Origin of the sequence: Micromonospora rosaria (genome assembly GCF_001567585.1) — a bacterium.
Lineage (GTDB): Bacteria > Actinomycetota > Actinomycetes > Mycobacteriales > Micromonosporaceae > Micromonospora > Micromonospora rosaria.
The window spans coordinates 1-23,848 of the sequence record NZ_LRQV01000001.1 but is presented as its reverse complement, the minus strand read 5'-3'; the positions used below and the strand labels follow the sequence as shown (position 1 = coordinate 23,848).

23 protein-coding genes are annotated in these 23,848 nt (G+C 73.2%); 20 read left to right on the top strand and 3 right to left on the bottom strand.

Going from position 1 to position 23,848, the window contains the following annotated elements; translation table 11 throughout:
• Window positions 1–328 precede the first annotated feature (328 nt).
• Window positions 329–1,123: a type I methionyl aminopeptidase gene (gene map, locus AWW66_RS00115; protein WP_067359210.1), complete on the bottom strand. Its 795-nt coding sequence runs from the start codon at window positions 1,121–1,123 to the stop codon at window positions 329–331.
• A gap of 89 nt (window positions 1,124–1,212) precedes the next feature.
• Here map and AWW66_RS00110 point away from each other — a divergent pair, with 89 nt between their 5' ends.
• Complete coding sequence (locus AWW66_RS00110) at window positions 1,213–1,479, top strand: helix-turn-helix domain-containing protein (protein WP_067359209.1); 267 nt, start codon at window positions 1,213–1,215, stop codon at window positions 1,477–1,479.
• A gap of 18 nt (window positions 1,480–1,497) precedes the next feature.
• On the opposite strand, the gene AWW66_RS00105 is transcribed toward AWW66_RS00110, so the two are convergent.
• Window positions 1,498–2,472, bottom strand: coding sequence for a LysR family transcriptional regulator (locus AWW66_RS00105; protein WP_245647794.1), 975 nt, complete (start codon window positions 2,470–2,472; stop codon window positions 1,498–1,500).
• Window positions 2,473–2,541: 69 nt separating this feature from the next.
• On the opposite strand from AWW66_RS00105, the gene AWW66_RS00100 reads away from it, so the two are divergent.
• From AWW66_RS00100 to AWW66_RS00090, 3 genes are all read left to right on the top strand, one after another.
• Entirely contained in the window at window positions 2,542–3,096 is a 555-nt protein-coding gene (locus AWW66_RS00100) for a sugar O-acetyltransferase (RefSeq protein WP_067359207.1), read from the top strand.
• A 124-nt stretch (window positions 3,097–3,220) separates the two neighbouring features.
• Window positions 3,221–4,699 (top strand): alpha/beta hydrolase, encoded by a 1,479-nt coding sequence (locus tag AWW66_RS00095; RefSeq protein ID WP_067359310.1) that lies wholly within the window; start codon window positions 3,221–3,223, stop codon window positions 4,697–4,699.
• A gap of 39 nt (window positions 4,700–4,738) precedes the next feature.
• Window positions 4,739–5,482 carry a helix-turn-helix domain-containing protein gene (locus AWW66_RS00090; RefSeq protein WP_211271787.1) on the top strand — a complete coding sequence of 248 codons (744 nt, stop codon included), beginning with the start codon at window positions 4,739–4,741 and terminating at the stop codon, window positions 5,480–5,482.
• A gap of 22 nt (window positions 5,483–5,504) precedes the next feature.
• Here the strand turns inward: AWW66_RS00090 and AWW66_RS00085 are convergent, their stop codons facing one another.
• Complete coding sequence (locus AWW66_RS00085) at window positions 5,505–5,948, bottom strand: winged helix-turn-helix transcriptional regulator (RefSeq protein WP_067359206.1); 444 nt, start codon at window positions 5,946–5,948, stop codon at window positions 5,505–5,507.
• Window positions 5,949–6,074: 126 nt separating this feature from the next.
• Here AWW66_RS00085 and AWW66_RS00080 point away from each other — a divergent pair, with 126 nt between their 5' ends.
• The 16 genes from AWW66_RS00080 to AWW66_RS00005 all read left to right on the top strand — a co-directional run.
• Window positions 6,075–6,947 (top strand): oxidoreductase, encoded by an 873-nt coding sequence (locus AWW66_RS00080; RefSeq protein ID WP_067359205.1) that lies wholly within the window; start codon window positions 6,075–6,077, stop codon window positions 6,945–6,947.
• 98 nt (window positions 6,948–7,045) lie between these two features.
• Window positions 7,046–7,825: a hypothetical protein gene (locus AWW66_RS00075; RefSeq protein WP_067359204.1), complete on the top strand. Its 780-nt coding sequence runs from the start codon at window positions 7,046–7,048 to the stop codon at window positions 7,823–7,825.
• Window positions 7,822–8,187, top strand: coding sequence for a GntR family transcriptional regulator (locus AWW66_RS00070; protein ID WP_067359203.1), 366 nt, complete (start codon window positions 7,822–7,824; stop codon window positions 8,185–8,187). The genes AWW66_RS00075 and AWW66_RS00070 overlap by 4 nt, the downstream gene beginning before the upstream one ends.
• Before the next feature lie 147 nt (window positions 8,188–8,334).
• A complete protein-coding gene (locus AWW66_RS00065; RefSeq protein ID WP_067359202.1) occupies window positions 8,335–8,853 on the top strand; it encodes a pyridoxamine 5'-phosphate oxidase family protein in 519 nt (172 codons plus the stop codon).
• Window positions 8,854–8,908: 55 nt separating this feature from the next.
• Window positions 8,909–9,850 carry an aminoglycoside phosphotransferase family protein gene (locus AWW66_RS00060; RefSeq protein ID WP_211271786.1) on the top strand — a complete coding sequence of 314 codons (942 nt, stop codon included), beginning with the start codon at window positions 8,909–8,911 and terminating at the stop codon, window positions 9,848–9,850.
• A 62-nt stretch (window positions 9,851–9,912) separates the two neighbouring features.
• Complete coding sequence (locus AWW66_RS00055; protein WP_067359201.1) at window positions 9,913–10,743, top strand: AAC(3) family N-acetyltransferase; 831 nt, start codon at window positions 9,913–9,915, stop codon at window positions 10,741–10,743.
• Window positions 10,744–10,933: 190 nt separating this feature from the next.
• Window positions 10,934–11,569 (top strand): hypothetical protein, encoded by a 636-nt coding sequence (locus AWW66_RS00050; RefSeq protein ID WP_083978089.1) that lies wholly within the window; start codon window positions 10,934–10,936, stop codon window positions 11,567–11,569.
• 80 nt (window positions 11,570–11,649) lie between these two features.
• Window positions 11,650–12,981, top strand: coding sequence for an MFS transporter (locus AWW66_RS00045; protein ID WP_067359200.1), 1,332 nt, complete (start codon window positions 11,650–11,652; stop codon window positions 12,979–12,981).
• 246 nt (window positions 12,982–13,227) lie between these two features.
• Window positions 13,228–14,448 (top strand): DegT/DnrJ/EryC1/StrS family aminotransferase, encoded by a 1,221-nt coding sequence (locus AWW66_RS00040; RefSeq protein ID WP_067359199.1) that lies wholly within the window; start codon window positions 13,228–13,230, stop codon window positions 14,446–14,448.
• Between the two features lie 21 nt (window positions 14,449–14,469).
• Window positions 14,470–15,630: an FAD-dependent oxidoreductase gene (locus tag AWW66_RS00035; RefSeq protein WP_067359198.1), complete on the top strand. Its 1,161-nt coding sequence runs from the start codon at window positions 14,470–14,472 to the stop codon at window positions 15,628–15,630.
• Entirely contained in the window at window positions 15,627–20,729 is a 5,103-nt protein-coding gene (locus AWW66_RS00030) for a non-ribosomal peptide synthetase (protein ID WP_169807027.1), read from the top strand. The genes AWW66_RS00035 and AWW66_RS00030 overlap by 4 nt, the downstream gene beginning before the upstream one ends.
• Window positions 20,716–21,693 (top strand): ornithine cyclodeaminase family protein, encoded by a 978-nt coding sequence (locus tag AWW66_RS00025; RefSeq protein ID WP_067359196.1) that lies wholly within the window; start codon window positions 20,716–20,718, stop codon window positions 21,691–21,693. Before AWW66_RS00030 ends, AWW66_RS00025 begins: the two co-directional genes overlap by 14 nt.
• Window positions 21,690–22,505 (top strand): thioesterase II family protein, encoded by an 816-nt coding sequence (locus tag AWW66_RS00020; RefSeq protein WP_067359195.1) that lies wholly within the window; start codon window positions 21,690–21,692, stop codon window positions 22,503–22,505. The genes AWW66_RS00025 and AWW66_RS00020 overlap by 4 nt, the downstream gene beginning before the upstream one ends.
• Window positions 22,502–22,723: an MbtH family protein gene (locus AWW66_RS00015; protein ID WP_067359194.1), complete on the top strand. Its 222-nt coding sequence runs from the start codon at window positions 22,502–22,504 to the stop codon at window positions 22,721–22,723. Before AWW66_RS00020 ends, AWW66_RS00015 begins: the two co-directional genes overlap by 4 nt.
• Before the next feature lie 15 nt (window positions 22,724–22,738).
• Window positions 22,739–23,542: a ferritin-like domain-containing protein gene (locus tag AWW66_RS00010; protein WP_067359193.1), complete on the top strand. Its 804-nt coding sequence runs from the start codon at window positions 22,739–22,741 to the stop codon at window positions 23,540–23,542.
• A 17-nt stretch (window positions 23,543–23,559) separates the two neighbouring features.
• Window positions 23,560–23,848, top strand: a 289-nt coding sequence (locus AWW66_RS00005) for a hypothetical protein (RefSeq protein ID WP_157527018.1), incomplete at its 3' end; no start/stop codon positions are given.

The following is a 23,848-nucleotide window of genomic DNA, read 5'->3' as shown; positions in this document are numbered from 1 at the left end:
GGCAAGGAGTTTCCCTCCTTGCTTTTGTTTTGTTCGGAGCCTTTGTTGTTGTCGGCGAGCGGGGATGGCACGGCTGCCCGCGACACGCTATGGCCACGACGACGACGGCCACGACAATGACGGCCGCAGCGATGACGGCCACGGCGATCGCGGACAACCGAGGCGCGGATCTTGGCCGTGCCCGTGCCGTCGCCCGCTCGGGCTGCTCACTGTCTTCCGAGCGGAGATCATCAACCAAGGGCCAGGCACCCGGTCGCGGCCCGCCGGGCACCTGGTCCGCCACGCACGCCCCGAGGCATCGGTTCGGCTGGCCGCTGACGACGCGCGGTCAGGAGACGGCGGCGGGCGTGGTGGGAGCGGGGCGGAGGGTCAGGACCTGCGGGCCGGAGGCGGTGATGGCGACGGTGTGCTCGGAGTGGGCGGTGCGGGAGCCGTCGGCGGAGCGGATCGTCCAGCCGTCGTCGTCGAACCTGATCTTGTCGGTGGAGCGGCAGAACCAGGGCTCGATGGCGAGGGTGAGGCCGGGGTCGAGTCTCAGGCCTCGGCGGGCGCGACCGTTGTTGGAGACGTGCGGGTCCTCGTGCATGGTGCGGCCGATGCCGTGGCCGCCGAACTCGGCGTTGACGCGGTAGCCGTAGGAGTGGGCGACCTCGCCGATGGCGGCGGAGATGTCGCCGAGGCGGCCACCGGGCTGGGCGGCGGTGATGGCGGCTTCCAGGGCGACCTCGGTGGCCTCGATCAGCTTCAGGTCGGCCGGGTCGGGGGTGCCGACGACGACGGAGAGCGCGGAGTCGGCGACCCAGCCGTCGATGGTGACCGCCATGTCGATGCTGAGCAGGTCGCCGTCGCGCAGCACGTAGTCGTGCGGCAGGCCGTGCAGCACCGCGTCGTTGACCGACAGGCACAGCACGTTACGGAACGGGCCGCGACCGAACGACGGGGCGTAGTCCCAGTAGCAGGACTCGGCACCACGGTCGGCGATCCGGCGGCGGGCGTGGTGTTCGAGGTCCATCAGGTTGACGCCGACCGCGGCGACACCGGCCAGTTCGGCGAGCAGTTCGCCGACGAACTGGCCGGTGACCGCCATCCGGCCGATCTCTTCGGTGGACTTCAGCTCGATCACAACTGCCTCCCTCTCCCCATGCGGTATTTCTATACCGGCATTTTTATACCACGCGGGATCGGGGCGCTCCGCAGGGATATCCTGCTGGCATGGTTCGCCAACCACTCACCCCCGCACAGATCGCCGCGGGCCAGCGCCTCGGAACCGCCCTGCGGGCCGCGCGGGCCGGCCGCAGCCTCGTCGAGGTGGCCCTGGCGGCCGGCATCTCCCCCGAGACGCTGCGCAAGATCGAGGCGGGCCGGCTTCCCGCACCGGCGTTCGGCACGGTGGTCTGCCTCAGCCAGGCCCTCGACGTCCCCCTCGCCGACCTGGCCGACGTCTGGCTGGCCGACATGCCCGTCCGCCAGGCGTCCTAGCGACCCGCAGCCCCGTCGTCAGCTCTGGAGCCCGCGGTGGTCGGGCATGGTCCAGGTCGGCGTCCAGAGCGGCGCGGCAGGTGTCCGGGCGTGCCGCGCCGCCGCCAGGTACGCCCGCAGGGCGGCCAGGCCGGGGTGGGGGTTGACGGTGGCCCAGATCAGGGAATGGGGATAGATCGGGGTCGGGTTCCGCAGTGGGATGCGGCGCAGGTCGTAGCGGGCCGGCCACAGGTAGCGGTCGCGTCTGCCGACGATCGTGGCGAGGTCGGCGGAGGTGGACAACTGGTCGAGCAGCGCCTCGTCGCCGAAGTGCGGGCCGATGCCGTCGATGCTCAGGCCGAAGGCGTCCGCGAAGTCGTGGTAGAACGTCGCCCACTCCGTGCCGGGGACGATCCCGGGTATCCAGATCCGGTGCCCCGCGAGGCGGGCCGGCTCGAGGTGCCGCTCCCTGGCCAGGGGGTGCCGGGGCCCGACCAGGACTTCGAGCTCGTGGTCGATGGCGCGGGCGGTGCTGATGCCGGCCGGCAGGGCGTCGGCCGGCAGGGTCACGGCCCGGAAGGAGGCGTCCACGGCGCCGGTGCGCACGGCGGCCAGCGCCGCGGTGAGGTTGTTCTCGGCCAGGGTGACCACGTCGAGGTCCTGGTCGGGGTGGGCGACGTGGAAGTCGTGCAGGGCGACGGCGGGCGCGATGCGCCGGTGGGTGACGTCGACGCGCAGCGCGCGGCTGCCGGGTCGGACCGCGTTCCTGGCGCGCTCGGCGGCGCGCAGGAGCTCACGGGCGTGCGGAAGGAAGGTCTGCCCGTCGAGGGTGAGCCGCACGCCACGGGTGGTCCGCGCGAACAGCACCGCGCCGACGGCCTGTTCCAGGGCGGCGACGCGCTTGGAGACCGCCTGTTGGGTGACGGCCAGGTCGGCCGCCGCCTCCTGGAACTGGCCGAGCTCGGCCGCGACGACGAACGTCCGGACGCCGTCGAGATCCACTCGTCTGCCCAACTTTCGGTTGTGGCCGGGGTACGTGTCGGTTGTTTGCCCGCTGGTCGGGACCTTTACTGAGATCATCACATGTCTACCGCCACAACCCAGCGGATGTATGTCCGGACGACGGAGTTCGCGCGCTACGCGGAGCGAATCCACCAGGTCACCGACCTGACCTCGCGGTTGAACGTGCTGCCGTTCGGCGACGCCGAGGCACGCGCCGCGCTGCTCGCGCAGGTCTTCGCCGGTCCCCTCCCGCAGTCCGTGCGGATCTTCCCGCCGTTCTTCACCGACTACGGCCTGAACACCGCGTTCGGTGAGGACGTCTTCGTCAACCAGGGCTGCACGTTCCTGGACCAGGGCGGCATCCGGATCGGCTCCGGGGTGATGATCGGCCCGAAGTCGAACCTCGTCACCTCCGGGCATCCCGTGCCGCCCGGACAGCGGCGCGAGTACGTCATGGCGGCGCCGATCACCCTGGAGGACGACGTGTGGCTCGGCGCCGCCGTCACCGTCCTGCCCGGCGTCACGATCGGCCGCAACAGTGTGGTCGGCGCCGGCGCCGTGGTGACCAGGGACGTCCCGCCGAACACGCTCGTGACCGGCCCGGCCGCCACCGCACGCAGGACCTGGGACGCCTGACCCGGACGGGGCTGCGCCCCGTGGTCGCCGGCCCGGCCCGGTTCCTGGCTTGACTGTGCCCCGAGGGCATGGGTTCGCATGGGGTGAAGCCCGCCCGACGACGGGCAGGAAAGGAGGCGTGGACGTGTATCGAAGGTATTCTGCCGCCCTGGTCGGGGTGGTCGGCATGGTGGGGGCGCTGGTCGCGGTGCCGCCGGTGGTGGTGGAGGAGTCCGTGCCGCAGGTGGCGTGGGCGGCGTGTCCCGAGGATGTCGTGGTGCCCCCGTCGGTACAGGTGCGGTGCGCGCGGGTGCCGGTCCCGCTGGACTACCGCGACCCCGACGGTACGCAGATCGAGCTCATGGTGTCGCGGATCGCGAGCACGAAGCCGGCGAAGCGGCGCGGGGTGCTCATGTTCAACCCGGGCGGTCCGGGCGGCACCGGGCTGGACCAGCCGGGGTTCCTGGTCGGCAGGGGGCTGCCGAGCAGCGTCGTGGACGCCTACGACCTGATCGGCATGGACACCCGGGGGGTCGGCCATTCGTCGCCGGTGAGCTGCGGCTTCACCGTGGAGGGCGGCTACTGGGGCAACATTCCGCCGTACGCGGCCGACGACGCGGCGGTGACCGCGCAGGCCGGGATCGCCGAGGAGGTCGCCGCCCGGTGTGCCGCCACCGATACCGAGGGGCGGCTGCGGCACCTGACGACGGCGAACACGGCCCGGGACCTAAACCGGATCCGGGCCGCGCTCGGCGAGGAGAAGGCCAGCTTCTACGGGGCGTCCTACGGGTCGGCGTTGGGGGCGGCGTACGCCTCGATGTTTCCGGACACCACCGACCGGATCGTGCTCGACAGCAACATCGGCGACACCCACCTCGACCGGGACGGGCTGCGCCGGTACGCGTTGGGCATGGAGCAGACGTTCCCCGACTTCGCGCGGTGGGCGGCGGCGCGGCACGGCTCCTATGGCCTGGGTCGCACGCCGCAGCAGGTGCGCCGGACGTACCTCACCATCGCTGAGCGGCTCGACGGGACCCCGGCGCCCGACGGGCTCACCGGCGCCATGTTCCGGGCGGTCACCTTCGCCTCCCTCTACCACGAGGTGCAGTACGGCAACCTCGCCCGGACCTGGCAGTCGTACCTGGATCCGGGTGACGCGCAGCCGCTGTCGGCGACGGCGGCGACGCCGCACCCGGGGGACAACGCGCTCACCGTCTTCCTCGCGGTGACCTGCAACGACGTCGAGTGGCCCGAGGGCGTGGCGACGTACCGGCGGGCCGTCGCCGAGGACCGCGAGCGGTACCCGCTCTACGGCGCGGCCAGCGCCAACATCCTGCCGTGCGCCTTCTGGCGGTACGCGCCGACCGAGCCGCCCGTCACGGTCAACGACAAGGGGCCGCGCAACGTGCTGATCCTGCAGAACCGGCGCGACCCGGTCACCCCGTACGCGGGCGGCACGCTGCTGCGCGAGAAGTTCGGCCAGCGCGCCCGGTTGGTGACCGCCGACGAAAGCGGGCACGGTGTCTACGTGCTCGGGAACAACGCCTGCGCGGTGAACGTCACCACGGCGTACCTGGTCGAGGGCGCGATGCCGGCGAAGGACACGGCCTGCCGGCGCGGCTGACCTTGACTGTGCCCTCGGGGCACGGTGTCGAATGGCGGCATGCGGATGAAGGGCGGTTGGAGCACGCGTGACCTGGCCGAGATCGCCGGCACCACCGTGAAGACCGTGCGGCACTACCACCGGGTCGGGCTGCTGGAGGAGCCGGAGCGGGCGGCCAACGGGTACAAGCAGTACCGGATCGGGCACCTCGTCCGGCTGCTGCGGCTCCGCCGCCTCGTGGATCTCGGTGTGCCGCTGTCCGACATCGCCGCGATGGAGGAGTCGGCCGAGGGCGCGGAGCAGGTTCTCCGCGCCCTCGACGCCGAACTGGCCGCCAGTATCGAGCGTCAGCAGCGGATGCGCGACGAGGTGGCCGGGATCCTGCGGCAGCGCGAACTCGCCGAGTTGCCGCCGGGGTTCGGCGAGAACGCCGGTGCGTTGTCCGACGCCGAGCGGGCGTTCCTGCTCGTCTGCTCGCGGATCTTCGAGCCGTGGGTGATGGAGACGCTCCAGGAGATGCAGACGGAGCCCCGCAGCGCGGTCGGGAGGGAGTTCGACGCCCTGACCGAGGAGGCGAGCGAGGAGACCCGGCAGCGCCTGGCCGAGCGGTACGCCCCCGAGGTGCTCCGGGTGCAGCAGGACCATCCACGCCTGACGACGTTGAAGGAGCAGGGCGCGGGGGTGCACGGGCCGCGTCACTGGTCGGCCTTCCTGCAGGGGATCGTCGAGATGTACAACCCCGCGCAGATCGACGTGTTGCAGCGGGTCAACGTCATCCTCGGGTGGACCCCGGCCTCCGGGTAGCGCCGCCCGCCGGGGTGGATCCTCAGGAGGCGCCCGCGTCGTAGGTGTCGCGGTGTGCGAGCACCGTGGTCATGTGCGTCTCGGCCCAACTCCTGAGCCCGCGCGTCATCTCGTAGAGGGAGAGACCCAGGTCGGTCAACTGGTAGGTGACGGTGACGGGGACGGTCGGGGTGACGGTACGGGTGAGCAGACCGTCGCGTTCCAGCGACCGCAGTGTCTGGGTCAGCATCTTCTGGCTGACACCGGCCAGCGCGCGGGCCAGTTCCGAGTACCGCATCGGGCCGGGTCCGCCGCCGGCGTCGGCGTCCGACCGGTGCGGCCCGTCGCCGCTGAGCGCGCACAGGATCAGGACGACCCACTTGTCCGAGATCCGGTCGAGCAGCCCGCGGCTGGGGCACGCCGCCAGGAACGCGTCGTACTCCGCCTTGGCCTGGGCCCTGCGCTGGGCCGCCGTCACCGTCGCCATCGATGCTCCCCCCACCCCGTGGTGACCTACGCACTTCCAGGTGCCTTCTTCCTGGCAGGAAGTTACCTCCCAACAATGGTGCAGGAGGCCGGAAGGCACCCCTGCGTCAGCACGAGAGGCACCACGATGAGCACCTCCTCCGCACGACTTCCCGGCGGCAACTGGGCCCTGGGCGATCTGACCGTCACCCGGTTCGGGTACGGCGCCATGCAGCTCGCCGGTCCCGGGGTGATGGGGCCGCCGGCGGACCGGGACGCCGCCCGGGCCGTGCTGCGCGCGGCCGTCGAGGCCGGGGTCACCCACATCGACACCAGCGACGCGTACGGGCCGCGGGTCACCAACGAGCTGATCCGGGAGGCGTTGCACCCCTATCCCCCGTCGCTGCGCATCGTGACCAAAGTCGGCGCGACGCGGGACGGGCACGGTGGCTGGCCCACGGCGCGGCGGCCCGAGGATCTGCGCCGCCAGGTCCACGAGAACCTCGCGAGCCTCGGGCTCGACGTCCTCGACGTGGTCAACCTCCGGCTCGGCACCGCCGAGGGGCCGCAGGCGGGCTCGCTCGCCGAGGCGTTCGAGACGCTCGTCGAGCTTCGGGAGCAGGGGCTCATCCGCCACCTCGGGGTCAGCAACGCGACGGTGGAGCAGGTCGTCGAGGCCCGGTCGATCGCGCCGATCGTGTGCGTGCAGAACATGTACAACCTCGCCCACCGTCACGACGACGCGCTCGTGGACACGCTCGCCGGGCAGGGTGTCGCGTACGTGCCGTTCTTTCCGCTGGGTGGCTTCACCCCGCTGCAGTCCTCGACGTTGTCGGGGGTGGCCGCGCGGCGTGGGGTGACGCCGATGGCCGTCGCCCTCGCCTGGTTGCTGCACCGGTCGCCGAACATCCTGCTCATCCCCGGCACCTCGTCGGCGGCGCACCTGCGCGAGAACATCGCCGGCGCGGGTCTGTCGCTCTCGCCCGAGGACCTGGCCGAGCTGGACCAGATCGGTCGCTGATTGGCGCGGCGGCAGCGGGCGATCCGCCACCCTTGACTTTGTCGCATGCCATGACTCATCTTATTGAGACAAGGATTGCGACATACGGAGGTGGCGACATGCGCCAGATAGATCTCCCGGAGGCGCGGCGGTGGCTGGACCGGCACGGCCTGGCCGACGTCGAGCCGACCCCGCTGCTCGCGACCCGGCTGGCGGTGCGGCGGCGCGCCAAGCTGGTCGACAGTTGCCTGCTGGCCGCGTTCCTCATCGGTGCGGCGCTCACCCACGTCTGGGGGCGGTTCCCCGACCCGACGTTCTCCTGGCCGCCGCTGCTGGCGCTGGTGGCGCTCGTGGGCGGGCTGCTGGTGGGCCAGTGGCGGCTCGGCTGGTGGGTACGGCGGGTCGACCGGTGGGCCGGCGCCCAACTGTCCCAGCGGGTGGCCCACCCGGTCGAGCTCGGCTGGCCGGCGGTGCTGGGCTGGCCGTACGCCATCTTCACGGCCGCCACCTTCAGCGGCGCGCTGCTGCTGGCGGTGAGCGTGCTGCCGGTGTCGGATCCCGGCCTGCGGTACGGGGCGGTCGTCGTGCTGATCGGCCTCGCCGGGGCCGGCGCCGGGACCGTCCTGCAGTTGCGTCAGGTGCTGGCGGCCCCGGCCGTGGCGGAGGACGAGGCGTCGCTCACGGCCGACGTCATCATGCGGGTCGAGGACGTCCGGGCCCTCGTCACGCCCAGCCTGGTGTGGTCGCTGCCGCCCATCTTCCTGGTCGGGGAGTCGATCGGCTGGTGGAACGCCGCCGCCGTGGCGCTGGTCGTGGCGGGAGTGATCGCGCGCGGCCTGATCCAGATCCGGACCGCGGGTGTCGGGACGGCGGCGCGGCGGGCCCTGGCCGTCCGATGATCGTCATCGACGCGGCCTCGCCGACGCCGCCGTACGAGCAGCTCCGGGCCCAGCTCGCGCGGCAGATCCAGGAGCGCTCGCTCGCCGTCGGCACGAGACTGCCGACGATCCGCCGACTCGCGGCCGACCTCGGCCTCGCCGTGAACACCGTCGGCCGGGCGTACCGGGAGTTGGAGGAGGCCGGGCTGATCGAGACCCGTGGGCGGGCCGGCTCGTTCGTCTCGGCCGCCGGTGAGCAGGCGCTGGAGCAGGCGCACCGGGCCGCCCGCGAGTACGCGGCGGTGATCTCCAGCGTCGGCATCGACCGTACCGAGGCGATCCGGATCGTCGAGGCGGCGCTGGGCCGACCGGCGACGCCCTGAGTCACCGCCGCGCCCCGCTTTCCGGCCTGCCGGGCAACATTGGGGAAATGCGACGTGGGGTGTCAGGTATCTGGCGGAGCATGGTGGGACCGGTCGCGTCGGTGACGGACGTGCACCGGCCCCACCGGCAGAAAGGGACGACCCAGAGTGCGCGAAACGCCCGAGGAGCTCAGCGAACTGCAGGCCCTGCTCGACTCCTCCCTGTCCCGCTCCACCGCCCACCTCCGCTCGATCGTCGTCGAGCGCACCCTGACCGCGGCGCAGCTCACCCGGGTCCTGACCGGCATGTGCACCCTCGCCCTGTCCACCGTGACGGCTAAGGGCGAGCCGCGGATCAGCGGCGCGGACGGGCACTTCCTGCACGGCAGGTGGCATTTCGGCACCGCGCCCGGCGCCGCCAAGGCCCGTCACCTCGCCGCGCGACCGGCGGCCAGCGTCGCGCACCTGCGCGGCGAGGACCTCGGCGTGTTCACCCACGGCACGGTCGAGGTCCTCAACCCCCGGGGCGGCGAGCCGGCCGCGGACTGGCCGGACCTGCTCGCCTACTTCCAGGAGTTCTACGGCCCGGACGCCTTCGACTGGGACAACGAGGTGGTCTACTACCGGCTGCGACCACACTGGATGACCGTCTACGCCCCCGACGTCGACACGCTCGTCACCACCTGACCGGAGGGCGTCACCCGCTCGACCTGCGCCGCGCGCTCTGCCGGAAATCGATGGCATGACCGGGTCCCGCGGCGGGAAGATCCCCGACGTGACCCTGCACCACGACGAGGTACCCGTCGACGAGGACACCGTCCGGTCACTGGTGCGGGCGCAGTGCCCCCAGTGGGCCGACCTGCCGCTGTCACCCGCCGGCGCCGGAACGGACAACACCATGTACCGGCTCGGCGACGACCTGCTCGTCCGCGTTCCGCGGACCGCCGACAAGGCCCGCTCCCTGCGCAAGGAGCAGCGGTGGCTGCCCCGGCTGGCACCGCTGCTCCCCCGCGCGGTCCCCGAGCCCCGCCACGCCGGCACACCGACACCCGGGTTCCCGCTGCCGTGGTCCGTCCTCGGGTGGATCGACGGAGAGGAGCCCGGGCCCGACACCGTCAGCGACTGGGCCGCGTTCGGCGCCGACCTGGCGGCCTTCGTCCGCGAACTCCACCGCGTCGACCTGATGGGGGCATCCCGCACCGACGATCTGAGCTGGTACCGCGCCGGCCCTCTGCAGCCCTGCGACGAGTGGGTCAGCCAGTACTTCCAGGACTGCCGGGCCACCGTCGGCGACGACCTGGACGTGGCGACGCTGGAACGGTTCTGGCGCGCGGCGCTCGCCCTGCCGGAGCCCGCCGGCGGCCCGGTGTGGCTGCACGGTGACCTGAAGCCCAGCAACCTGCTGGTCACCGACGGCAGCCTCCATGCCGTCATCGACTTCGGCGGCCTGTCCGTCGGCTTCCCCGACGCCGAGCACGCCACCGTCTGGGACCTGCCGGCCGCAGGACGCCAGGCGTACTGGGACGCCATGGACCTCGACGAGGCGACCTGGACACGGGCCCGGGCCTGGGCCGTCGCCGTCGGCGTCAGCGGCATCGCCTACTACTGGCACACCTATCCCGCGTTCGTCGCCGAGTGCCGGGTCCGGCTCGACCACATCCTGGCCGACGCCACCACCCGCTGAGCCGGCCTCGTCACGCGCGCCGAACGCGGTGAAGGTTCGCGGCTCCGCCTATGCTGCGCCGAATGGACCAGCCGTCACCCCACACCGTCCGGTCGCTGGCGTCCGACCTGCGGGCGCTCGGCATCGCCACGGGCGACGTCCTGCTGCTGCACTCGTCGTACCGGAGCCTCGGGTTCGTGGCCGGTGGCGTCCAGGCGGTGGTGCACGCGGGGCTGGACGTGCTCGGCCCGGAGGGCACCCTCGTCGTGCCGACCCACACGTCCGAGAACACGGACCCGGCCGGGTGGCAGCATCCGCCTGTCCCCGAGGCGTGGTGGCCGGTGATCCGCGAGCAGGCTCCCGGCTTCGACCCGTCGTGCACGCCGAGCCAGTGGATGGGTGTCATCGCCGAGGCGGTCCGCACGTGGCCGGGCGCCCTGCGCAGCGATCACCCGCAGGTCTCCTTCGCCGCGCTCGGCAGGAACGCCGCGACTGTCGTGGGCAGGCACCAGTTCGACGACGCGCTGGGTGAGCACTCACCGCTGGGCGCGGTGTACCGGCTCGACGGCAGGGTGCTCCTGCTCGGCTGCGGTCACCGCGCCAACACGTCGCTGCACCTGGCGGAGTGGCGACAGGCGTCGCCCTCACGGGCGGCCACCGGCTCGTCGGTCCGGCAGCCGGACGGCACAAGCCGCTGGACCACGTGGGTGGACGTCGTCACCGACGAGAGCGACTTCGACCGGCTGGGCGCTGACTTCGAGGCCACCGGCGCCGCCGTGGTCGGTCCCGTCGGTGGTGCGACGGCCCGGCTGATGTCCCAGCCTGCTCTCGTCGACTTCGCGACCGCCTGGATGGCCGCCAACCGCCGGGCAGGCGACAGCGCCAGCACCGCACCCCCGGCCGGCGGCGAGTAGCGGGCGGAGGACGGGTGCGACGCGCCGCGAACGTCCGGCGCTGGGCCATCAGCGTCCTACGCCGGCACGACCTGCGGCATCCGGTCACCTCCGTACCAATGCCCCGCCCCACCCTGCCGGCACCGCCCCAGCCTCCGTCGGCGCGCGGCTCGTCTACATTGTCAACTGACCGTTGACAGCAGGAGGTGTCATGACCCCGCGACCCCGCGCCGACGGCCATCCGGAGGACCCGGTGGACGCGCTCGCCACGGCCCTCGACACCGCAGCGGCGACCGAACCCGGCCCCGATCGGGTGGTGGCCGCGCTGTCGCTGGTGGTCGGCCTCCGCGCGCATCTCGACGAGCTGGAGCGCCGCCTGATCGGCTCCGCCCGGGAGCAGCAGGTGACCTGGGCGCAGCTCTCCCTGGCGCTGGGCCTGACCTCCCGGCAGGCGGCCGAGCAGCGCTGGCTCCGCCTGTCCGCGACGACGACCCGGGACCCGGCCGAGACCCGGACGGTCCGACAGCGTCAACGTCTGGTTGACAAACAGGAGCCCGCCGTCGCCGCACTCAGGCGGGCGGCCACCGCCGCACACCGGTGGCTGGCCACCGACCAGACGTGGGACTCCCGCCACCCACGCGCCGCCCTGGCCCGGCGGAGCCTGGCGCTGGCCGTCGCGTCAGCCGAGCCCGGCGCCCTGCACCACCTCGCCCAGCGGGCTCTCGACGACCTTGACGAGATGGCAGCCGCCGGGGTCGCCCGGGCGACCCACGTGGTGGTCCGCGACCTTCGGCGGGCGGTCACCCGGCGCACCGCCGGCCCGTCACCTGCCGACGCCAATACTTGACTCGCCTGGACTCAATCGCTGCTTGACAGCCCGTCCGCCCACAGTAGAGTTGAGCCAACTGGGCGGACCGGGAGGCGGGTATGGATCCGGCGACCTCGGACACGGCGCTGCGACGCAATGCCATCCTCTTCGTCACGGTCTCCCTGGTCTCCGGTTTCGGTGGCACGGCCATGTCCCTCGTCGCCGGCGTCTGGGTCATGGACCTCACCGGTTCCGCCGCACTGGCCTCCCTGGCCGGCTTCTGCGTGTTCCTGCCGACCCTGATCGGTCCCCTGCTCGGTGCCCTGGTCGACCGGCTACCGCGCCGCCCCCTGCTGATCTGGACCAACCTCCTGGTCGCCTGCTCGCTTCTTCTGCTGCTGGCGGTGCGCTCGGCGGACCAGGTGTGGCTGCTGTACACCGTGATGCTCGCCTACGGCGTCAGCTACGTGCTGCTCGACGCCGGCGAGGCGGCCCTGCTGCCCGCCGCGCTGCCCGCCGACGAGCTGGGCCGGATCAACGGTTTCCGGATGAGCGCGCAGGAGGGCGCCAAGCTGCTCGCCCCACTGGTGGGTGCGGCCCTGTTCACCGTGGTCGGTGGAGCCGCCGTCTCCGCCCTCGCCGCCACCATGCTGCTCGTCGCCGCGGTGCTCTACCGGCTCGTCCGGGTCCGGTACGTTCCGCCGGCCACGCCACCGCAGGCCGCCGCAGGTCAGGGTGCCGCACCGGACGCGCCGGGTCGGGGCTGGCGCCACCTGATGAGGGATACCGGGGAGGGCGTGCGGTTCCTGCGCCGCCGCGTCCACCTGCTGGCAATCGTGCTCCTCGGCGCACTCGCCATGACCATGTCCGGCCTCACGACGGCCCCGCTCTTCGCCGTGGTGGACGAAGGCCTGGGCCTGACCCCGGCGTTCATGGGCGTCCTTTCCTCGGCCCAGGGTGCGGGAGCGCTGGCCGGCGGCCTGGTGACCGGGCGACTCATCACCCGACGCGGGGAGGCGGCCGTCGGCGCCTGCGGAGCCCTGCTGCTCGCCGTCGGAACGGCGGCGCGCCTGCTGCCCTGGACCCCCGCCGTCGTCGCCAGCAGCGTCATCATCGGGATCGGTCTGCCCTGGACGGTCGTCGCGGCCATGACGGCGGTGCAGACCCGCACCCCCGAGCGACTCCTGGGCCGGGTGGCCGCCAGCGCCAACACGCTCGTGTTCGGGCCGACAGCGATCGCCATCCCGATCGGGGCCTTCCTCGTCACCGTCGCGGACTACCGGGGGACGCTGCTCGCCGCCGCGCTCCTGACCGCGCTCGGTGCGTGGTGGCTGGGTCGACGCGGTGCCGGGCCCGAGCCGGACGGCCGGCCGACGGACCCCGAGCGCGACGGGTCCCGCGTCGGCACCCGCGATGGCGCGGTGGCGGTCGAGGCCGACGAGGTCGCCTGACCGGTTCGGAGCGCCGCGCGGGGCCGGACCCGGCGTCGCTGTCCCGCCGGCGGGACAGCGACCGTGCCGCCGTCCCGGTCGCCGTCGCCCCGGCGGGCCTGACACCGGCGTACCGGGAACAGTCCCGCGAAAGTAAGCAAACAGCGCTTCCGCCAAGAATCGGGACAGCCGTACAGCGGCCGACGCCGGGCTGCGGCGACACCGGGCCGCAGGGTCCCGCGTACGGCCCGATCGAGAGGGCTGATCTTGACTGCTTCCAGGAGGCACCACGTTCCGTACCCCACCCTGGGCACCATCGTCGGCGACGAAGAGGTGGCCGTCGTCACCGAGGTCCTGCTGTCCGGCAAGCGGCTGTCGCAGGGCTCCTGGCGCAGCAGGTTCGAGGAGGCGTTCCGCGACCACGTCGGCTCCCGGTACGCGTTCAGCGTGACCAGCGGAACCGTCGCCCTCAGGCTGGCGATCCAGCTACTCGACCTGCGGGAGGGCGACGAGGTCGTCGTCACTCCCCAGACGTACCAGGCCACCGCGCAGCCGCTGCTGGACCACCGGGCCACGGTGCGCTTCTGCGACATCGACCCGAACACCCTCAACATCGACGTCAGTCGCCTCGCCGACCTGGTGAGCCCCCGGACCAGGGCCGTGATCCTGGTCCACTACGGAGGGCTCCCGGCGGAGATGGCGGCGGTGCGGGAACTGGCCGACCGGTACGACTTCGTGATCGTCGAGGACTGCGCGCACGCGCTCGGCGCGGAGTACTTCGGCGAACAGCCGGGCGTGCTCGGCGACATCGCGTGCTTCAGCTTCCACTCCACGAAGAACATCACCACCCTCGGTGAGGGCGGCATGCTGACCCTGAACCGCGACGACTGGGCCGAACGTATCGGCCGACTGCGCAACAACGAGTGCGACGCGGTGTTCCGCCCGGCCCCGTCCACGCTGCGCAAGGTGCCGCGGGCCATGTTCGACGGGCTGGCGCACAGCAGGGAGTGCGTCGCGGTACGGACGGCGGGCACCAACGCCACCCTGAGCGAGCCGGCCGCCGCGGTCGGCCTGGTGCAGCTCGGCAGGCTGCCGGCGCTGACCGAGGCCCGGCGGCGGGTCGCCGCCGACATCGACGCGGCGTTGGCCCACCACCCCGCCGTCCGGTTGCAGGTGGCACCGGAGGGACACAAGCACTCGTACCACCTCTACACGTTGTTCGTCCGCCCGGAGCGCGGGGTCGTGCGGGACCGGGTGGTCGAGCGCCTGGTGCAGCTCGGCGTGGACGTGTGGCTGCGCTACTTCCCGCTGCACCTGCTGCCGGAGTGGCGCAGCCGTGGGCACCGGCTCGGTGACTGCCCGGTCGCCGAGCGGTGCTGGTTCGAGGAGCAGATCAACCTGCCGTGCCACCCGGCCTTCAGCGAGGTCGACGTGAAGAGCATGGTCGCGGCGCTCGGCGAGGCGCTCGACCACGGAACCCGTGCATAGCCGACAGTGAGGGAGTCCCTGATGGCCAAGGCGGACGAGGTGTTCGACATCGCCGTGATCGGCGGTGGTGCCGTGGGTCTGGCGACGGCGTGGGCGGCCGGTGCCGCGGGACTCTCCGTGGTGCTCTTCGAGCGGCAGCCGCTGTTCCACGACGGGGGCAGCTCGGGCGGCGCCGAGCGACAGTGGCGGCTCCAGTACAGCGACGAGCGACTCGCCCGCCTGGTGCTCGCCGCCGTACCGGCCTGGCGGCGGCTCGAACACGACATCGACCGGCCGCTGGTGCACCGCACCGGCAGCCTGTGGTTCGGCGACATCGACCAGGACAGCAACGAGGGGCAGATCCGGGCGGCGGTCGCCGTGCTGGACCGGCTGTCCCTCCCGTACGAGTGGCTCGACGTCAAGGACATCGAGTCACGCTTCGGGTTCGGTGGTCTGCCCGGCCACTACCAGGGCTTCCACCAACCCGACGGGGGCGCGATCGACGTCCGGGCGACGCTGTGGTCGCTCTACACGCTGGCCGTCGCCACCGGGGCGCGGATCCTGCCCGAGGTGCCCGTCCGGGAGATCCGGCCCACCGGCACCGGCGTGCAGGTGGTCACCGCCGCCGGGACGACGCGCGCCGGTGCCGTCGTGGTCGCCGCGGGCGCCGCGACCACGCCCCTGCTGGAGCCGCTCGGCGTGCACCTGGCGATGCGGACGTTCGAGATGCCGTCGGCGTACTTCCGGCTCCGGGATCCCGCGCAGGACTACCCGACCTGGTTCGCCTTCGAACCACCCGAGGAGAGCGGCGACGCCCACTACTACGGGTTCGGCCGCAACCCGTGGGGACACCGGGACCTGGTCCGGGTCGCGCCGGACTCCGAGGCCAACCCGTTGCCGGAGGCCAGCCGGGCGACCGGCGTCGCCCGGGACGCCGACCTCCGCCGCCTGTCGGCCTGGGTGGACCGCCACCTCGCCGGCCTCGACCCGACGCCCCTGGCGCCCTCGACCTGCCTGGTCACCCTCCCGGCCGACCACGACCGGGCGTTCCGGGTGGGACGGGTGCCGGGCGCCGAGCGGGTGGTCTACTGCACCTCGGGATGGATCTTCAAGTTCGTCCCGCTGCTCGGCCAGGTCTGCGTCGACCTGGCGGTACACGGTGCGGCGTCCGCGGACGTGGCCGAACTCCTGCCGGCGTCATGACGCTGTCCATGCGGGGCCACGAGGCGGAACCCGCGCTGCCGGCCGGGGCGGCCCGGACCGGGGCGGGGCGGCCGGCCGGCACCGTGGCGGCGGCGTTCGCCGGGGCCGTCGCACGCGACCCGGACGGCACGGCGCTGGTGGGCGCCGGACAGCGGGTCTCCTACCGGGACCTCGACCACCACTCGGACAGCCTGGCCGGGCGGCTGCCCGACCACATCGGCCCGGAGTCGGTGGTGGGGGTGTGCCTCCGGCCCGGCCCCGACCTGGTCGCCGCGGTGCTCGCCGTGCTCAAGCGGGGCGCCGCCTACCTCCCGCTGGATCCGGACCACCCGCCGTCGCGGCTGGCGCACCTGGTCCGCGACGCCGGTGTCCGGTCGGTGTTCCTGACCGACGAGCGGGTCCGGACGGCGCTGGCGGACGTGACGCCGCTGTCGCCCCGACCGGGCGCGCGACCGGAGGCCCGGCCCCGGCGGCCCGCGCCAGCGGTCGGCCCCGGCAACCTGGCGTACGTCGTCTACACCTCCGGCTCGACCGGCGCGCCGAAGCCGGTCGGGGTCAGCCACGACGCCCTGCTCAACCTCATCGGCTGGAGCGCGGCCGAGTACGGGATGCGCCCCGGGGACCGGCTGCTGCCCACCCACGCGCCCGGCTTCGACGCGGGCGTACGGGAACTGTTGTTGCCGCTGCTGACCGGCGCGGGCCTCGTCCTCGGCGACGGCGACGAGCGGTTCTGGCCGGCCCGGCTGCTGGACCTGGTCGCCGCCGAGGGCGTCACCATGCTCGACGTCGTACCGTCCCTGCTGCGCCGGCTGCTCGACGAGCCGCACGCGGCGGCGCGGCTGGCCGCCGTACGTCAGGTCACCTGCGGCGGCGAGGAGTTGCCGGCGCGGACGGTACGCCGCCTGCGGGACGTGGCGCCGTGGATCCGGGTGTTCAACCAGTACGGCCCGAGCGAGGCCACCGTCGCGGCGACCTCCTGGACCGGGGTCCACCCGGCCGGCGAGGAGCGGGTGCCGATCGGGGTGCCGATCAACGACGTGCACGCGTACGTCCTGGACGCGGGGCTGCGGCCGGTACCGGCCGGGACGCCGGGTGAGCTCGTTCTCGGCGGTCGGGGTGTGGCCCGGGGCTACCTCGGCGCCGCCGACCGGACGGCGGAGCGGTTCCTCCCCGACCCTTTCCGGGGCGCCCCTGGCGCACGGATGTACCGCACCGGCGACCGGGTGCAGGCGCGGCCCGACGGCGCGCTGGTGTTCCTCGGGCGGCTCGACGACCAGGTGACGATCGACGGCTACCGGATCGAACCCGGTGAGGTCGCCGCCGCCGTGCGTCGCTTCCCCGGCGTGGCCGACGCCGCCGTGGTCCCGGTGCACGACCCGACCGGCACGCTGTCCCTGGCAGCCTTCGTGGCGCCCGCCACCGCCGGTCCGGGCCGGGCCGAGGTGGACGCGGCGGCGTTGCGTCGCTGGCTGTCCCACCAGCTCCCGCCCTTCATGGTGCCGCGCCACCTGTCGCTGCTCGAGCGGCTGCCGGTGACGGAGACGGGCAAGCTGGATCGCGCCCGGCTGCCCGTCGCGACCCGGCCGGCGCCGACCCGACGTCCGGCGGACGGCCCGGAGCGGACGATCGCCGAGGTCGTCCGCGACGTCCTCGACCTGCCCGAGGTCGGGGTCGAGGACGACGTCTTCGCCCTCGGCGCCGACTCGCTGTGCGCCACCCGCATCGCGTTGCGGGCCGGCACGGCGCTCGGCGTACGGCTGAACGTCCACGACGTCTTCGCCGCCCGGACCGTCGCGGGCCTCGCCGCCGCCGTCGCCACCGCACCGCCGGCCACGGAGCTGCCGGACGTCGCCCCCGCCACCGGTGACCTCTCCCCGCCCCAGCGCCGCCTGTGGTTCCTCGACCAGCTCATGCCCGGCAACGTCGCCTACAACGTGGGCGCCGGCTACCGCATCCGGGGTCCGCTGGACGTGGCCGCGCTGGGCGAGGCGCTGCGGGCCGTCACGATCCGGCACGAGTGCCTGCGGCACCGGTACCCGGCGGAGGACGGCCAACCCCGCGCCCGCCTGCTGGAGCCGGCGCAGGTCGTCGGCGAGCTGCCGGTACGGGCCGTGGGTTCCTGGGCGGAGGCCGAGCAGCTCGCCCGCGCCGAGGTCGCCGTACCGTTCGACCTGGCGGATGGGCCACTGCTGCGGGCGCGGCTGCTGCGGGTCGGCGTCGACGACCACCTGCTGCTGCTGGTCGTCCACCACATCGTCTTCGACGGCTGGTCCCTCGCCCCGTTCGAACGGCACCTGTCGGCCGCCTACCGGGCCGCGACGGCCGGCCGGCCCGATCCGCTCCCCGACGGCCGGCAGTACCGGCACGTCGTGGCCTGGCAACGCCGGCACCTCACCGGCGACCGCGTCGACGAGGTCGTCGAGTACTGGACCCGGCGGCTCGCCGGCCTGGACCTGGTGCTGGAACTCCCGGCGGACCGCCCCCACCCGCCGGTGCCGTCGTACCGTGCCGCCGCCGTCCCGGTGCGGATCCCCCCGCACGTCGCGGCCGGGTTGCGTCACCTGGCCGGTGAGCGCGGCGCCACGCTGTTCATGGTGGCGCTCGCCGTGTACCAGGTGCTCCTCGGCCGGTACGCCCGACGGGACACGTTCGTCGTCGGATGCCCGTCGGTCGGGCGGTTCCGCTCGGACTTCGAGGACGTGGTCGGGTTCTTCGTCAACACGCTGCCGATGCGCGCGGACCTGTCCGGCGACCCCACCTTCGCCCAGCTCGTCGACCGGATACGGGCGGCGGCGACCGCCGCCTACGCCCACCAGGACCTGCCCTTCGAGCGGTTGGCCGAGCAGCTCGCCCCGGCGCGGGACCTGAACCGGTACCCGGTGGCGCAGGTGTGGTTCGACCTGTTCACTGCCCCGGACTCGCTGGAGCTGCCCGGTACGGCGACCCGCTGGCACCCGCCGGCCACCGTCGCCACCCGCTTCGACCTGGAGCTGCACCTGGCCGAGAGTCCGTCGGGCGCGCTGGTCGGTGAGCTCGTCTACGCCACCGACTTGTTCGACGCGTCGACCGCCGCCCAGTACGCCCGGCACGTCGAACGCCTGGCCGACCGGCTCGCCGAGCGGCCCGACACCCCCCTGTCGACGGTAGAGCTGCTCGACGCCGGGGAACGTGACCGGATCCTGTACCGCTGGAACGACACGTCTGCTGCGCTGCCCGGCGACCGCACCATCCCGGCGCTCTTCGCCGCGCAGGTCGCCGGTACGCCGGACCGCGTGGCGCTGGTGGTGGACGGTCGGGAGCTGTCCTTCGCCGACCTGGACCGGCGCGCCAACCGCCTGGCCGGTCACCTCCGCCGGCACGGAATCCGGCGGGGCCAGGTGGTCGCGCTGCTCCTGCCACCGGGGCTGGACGCGGTCGTCGCGCTGCTGGCCGTCGTCAAGGCCGGCGCGGCCTACCTTCCGCTCGACGTGGACAGCCCGGCCGAGCGCCTCGCCTTCATGGTCACGAACGCCGGAGCGACCCTCGTGCTCACCCGTACGGAGGTCCGTGACGGGTTGCCGCGGCTCGACGTCCCGGTGCGGTGCCTGGACACCGACTCCGCCGCGATCGACCGCTGCGACCCCACCGACCCACCGGGCCCGGGCTCGCCGGACGACCTGCTGTACGTCATCTACACCTCCGGCTCCACCGGCCAGCCGAAGGGCGTCGCGATGACCCACCGGCCGCTGGTCAACCTGCTCGACTGGCAGGTGCGGCGGGCCGAGTGCGCCGGACCGACCCTGCAGTTCTCCGCCCTGCACTTCGACATCTCGTTCCAGGAGATGTTCTCGACCTGGCTGTGTGGCGAGCGCGTGGTCCTGCTCGACCGGGACCAGCGGCGCGATCCCGAGCAACTGCTCACGGTGATGACCACGACCGGGGTACGACGGCTGTTCTGCACCCCGCTGGTGCTGGAACAGGTCGCGCAGGCGGCAGCGAGCCGGTCGGAGCTGCCGCCGCTGGCCTCGATCGCCACCGCCGGCGAGCGGCTGCAGATCACCGGCGAGGTACGTGACCTGCTGTGCCGCCTGCCGGGCGTCCGCGTGGACAACCAGTACGGGCCGACCGAGGCGCACGTCGTGACGGCGCAGATGCTCGCCGGGGACCCGCGCGGCTGGCCGGTGTTCCCGCTGGTCGGCAGCGCCATCGCCAACACCCGGATCCACCTCCTCGACGAGCGCGGACGGCCGGTGCCGCCCCGGGTGCCCGGCGAGGTGTATGTAGGCGGGATCTGCCTCGCCCGTGGCTACCTCGGCCGGCCGGACCTCACGGCCGACCGGTTCGTGCCCGATCCCTTCGGCACCGAGCCGGGCGCGCGTCTCTACCGCACCGGTGACCTGGCCCGCTGGACGTCCGACGGCCGCATCGAGTTTCTGGGCCGCACCGACCACCAGGTGAAGGTCCGTGGGTACCGGATCGAACCCGGCGAGATCGAGGTGACCCTGACCGGGCACCCGGACGTCGCCGAAGCCGCGGTGCTGGCCACCGGTGCGGGCGCCGACCGGATCCTGGTGGCCTACGTGGTGCCCCGCCCGGGCGGTGCCGTCGACCCGGAGGCGCTGCGTGGGTTCCTCCGGGCGCGGTTGCCGAGCTACATGGTCCCGGCGGGGATGGTCGGCGTGCCCGCGCTACCGCTGACCGCCGCCGGCAAGCTCGACCGCGCCGGCCTGGCCGGGCTCGACGAGCGGTCCGTGGCCGCCGCCGACGCGGAGACCCTGCAACCGCACGAACGGATCGTCGCGGACGTCTGGGCGAAGCACCTGCGCGGGCCGATCGGCGCCGACGCGGACTTCTTCGACCTGGGCGGGCACTCGCTCATGGCCACCACGGTGATCCACGAGATCCGCTCCGCGTTCGACATCCCGCTGCCGCTGCGGGCGATCTTCGAGAACCGTACCGTCCGGGAACTCGCCGCGGCCGTGGCCACGGTGGTGACGGCGCAGATCGAGGACATGACCGATGAGGACGTCGTCGCCGCCGTCACCGACGACCCGCTGCCGACCGGCACGGGCGCGGCGGGGACGCCGGGGAGAGAGGAGCCAGACAATGCGGGTCATTGACGGCGCGACCGTACGCGCCCTGCTGTCGCCGGCCGACCTGGTGCCCGCCATGGGCAGGGCGCTGGCGGACTTCAGCACCGGACAGGTCCACCAGCATCCCCGGGTGACCGTGGAGGCGGGGACCAGCCCGGGACGGGTGCTCATCATGCCCGCCGCCGGGGTCGAGGCCGGGCTCGGCCTGAAGGTGCTGTCCATGTTCGACCGCAGCGCCGAACGGGGCCTGCCGCACGTCCAGGGCGTGCTCATCCTGCTCGACGGGACGTACGGCGAGCCGCTGGCCGTCATCGACGGGGTGGCGCTGACCGAGATCCGGACGGCGGCGGTGACCGCCCAGGCGACCACGCTGCTGGCCCGTCCGGACGCCAACCGGTTGGCGATCGTCGGCGCCGGGGTCCAGGGCAGGGCGCACCTGTCGGCGCTGGGCGCGCTGCGCGACTGGGCGCGGATCAGGGTGTTCAGCCGGAGTGTCGACCGTGCCGAACAGCTCGTCGCGTGGGCCCGTCGGCAGGAGCTGCCGGCCGAGGTGGGTGACAGCGCGGACGCGACGGTGAAGGACGCCGACGTGATCTGCACGACCACGTCGTCGTTGACGCCGGTGGTCGAGGAGGGCAGCGTCGCGCCCGAGGGGGTGCACATCAACGGCGTCGGCGCGTTCGGGCCGACCTGCCGGGAGTTGCCGACCGACCTGGTACGCCGCGCCGAGGTCTTCGTGGACAGCCGGGAGGCGGCCCTGCGGGAGGCCGGTGACCTGCTGGTGCCGATCTCCGAGGGGGTCCTGGACACCGACCACGTGCGGGCCGAGCTCGGCGAGGTGATCGCCGGTCGGCACCCCGGCCGCACCGGTCCCGCCGCCACCACCCTGTTCAAGTCCCTCGGCCTGGCCGTGGAGGATCTCGTCGCCGGTCGCCTGGTGTACGACCTGGCGACCGAGCGCGACGCCGGTGTCGTGGTGGGTGCCCGATGACCTCGGCGGCGTCGGGGGACACGCCGCCGCAGCGCCGCGACGCGGACCGGGCGTTCCGCCCGGCCGGGCGGATCACCGGCGACCGTCCGCAGATGTTCTGTCTGCCGTACGCCGGCGGGTCGGTGAACGCCTACGACGACTGGCTGCCGATGGTCTCCCGCGCGCTGGATCTCTGGGTCGCCGAGTTGCCCGGCCGGGGCACCCGCTTCCACCTGCCGCCCGCCCACGACGTCCGCGAGCTGACCCGGCAGCTCGCCGACGAGGTGGGGCCCCTGCTGGGCGACCGGGTCGTCCTGTTCGGGCACAGCATGGGCGCGATCCTGGCCCTGGAGTTGGCCCTCACCCTCCAGTCCCGTGGGGTGCCGCTGTCGTGCCTGGTCCTGGCGGGGCAGCCCGCTCCCGGCTGGCCCCGCCCCTCCCGCCTGCACCGGCTGGACGACGAGCAGCTCGCGGCGGCGATGCGGGCGATGGGCGGCACGCCCGCGGAGGTGTTCGAGTCGGCCGAGCTGTTGGAGCTGATGCTGCCGATCCTGCGCGCGGACCTGCGAATGGTGGAGGGACACCGGGTCGCGCCCGACGCCGTCGTCCGGTGCCCGATCATCGCCTACGGTGCCGTCGACGACCCGGACGCGACCGGACCGGCGCTGGCCGGGTGGGCGCAGCGGACCACCGGCAGGTTCGAGTCGCGGGTGTTCCCCGGCGGTCACTTCTTCTTCCAGGAACACCCGCACGCGCTCGCCGTCGACCTCTCGCGCCGGCTGCTGTGCCTGCTGTCCACCCCCGACGTCACGAGTTTGGAAGGGACACGATGAGCCACACCGAGGACGGGTCGACGATCCGGTACAAGGTCGTCGTCAACCACGAGGAGCAGTACTCGATCTGGCCGGTCGACCGGGACAACCCGCTGGGCTGGCAGGACGTCGGGCATTCCGGGGACAAGGAGAGCTGCCTGGCCCACATTCGCGAGATCTGGCCGGACATCACACCGCGTAGCGTGCGCGAGGCGCTGCGCAACCAGGCGACGACGTGACGCGGACGGTCAGCGATGGCACTGGCGCACTACGACCGTGAGATCGACGAGGTGACGGAGCGTTTCCTGGCCGACGCCCGCCGCTCGACCTGGGACCCGAAGGCCACCGCCCGGGCCGCCCTGCACAAGATCAAGCCCTCGGACGACCTGCTGGAGCTGACCTGGAACCTGTCCAGCGGCAGCGTGTACGCCGAGCAACTGGGGTTGGAGGCGGCCAGCGTCATCGTGACCGAGAGCCCGGACGCCGCCGCGAAGCTGATCGGCGCCACGGCCGTCGCCGACGAGGGACGGCACAGCGCGGTCTTCGCGTACTACGCGGAGGCGGTCGGCGGGGTGGTGGCCGATCCACCCGAGCCGATCGAGAACCTGTCGCGGGGGCTGCTCGCCATGGAGCATCCCGCCGCCCGGGCACTGGCGCACATGCTCCTGGAGGGGTTCGCCTCCGACGAGTTCCTGTGGTTCGTCCGGGGACTGCGCTCCACCGGGCTGGGGGACATCTACCGGCTGGTGCGGCGCGACGAGTCCCGGCACGTCGGCCTGGGCATGCACTACCTCACCCGTGGCGCGGGCCTCAGGCTGCTCGCCACCATGCCCGCGGAGGACCTGCTCCACAGCGAGGAGTTCGTCGTCCGCTACAGCGACCTCGGCTCGATCGAGTCGCTGGTCCGCCGCCTCAACCCGACCGTACGGCCGGGTTCCGTCTCCGCCTGGATGCGCCGGCGGCACCAGAAACGGATGTCGATCATCTTCGCGGCCCGTCACGACGCGCCGGAGCTACACCGGTACCGCCGGGACAACCCGGTGTGGGCGGTGCACTGAACCGAAGGGGAGTTTCCATGATCCATGACGCGGGTGAGGTGTCCGCCTACCGGACCGAGCTGCTGCGACGCCGGCTGCACGGGATGGCGACCTCGACAACGGCCAGCCTCCGCGACGACGTCCGGCTCGAGCCGGTGGCGCGGGGTGAACGGTGGGCGCCGTCGTTCGGGCAACGCCGGTTGTGGTTCCTGGACCAGCTCCAACCGGGCGGCATCGCGTACAACATGGCGGACGTCGCGTACCGGATCCGGGGGCCGTTGGTGGTGTCCGCCCTCGCCGCCGCCCTCACCACCATCGCCGACCGCC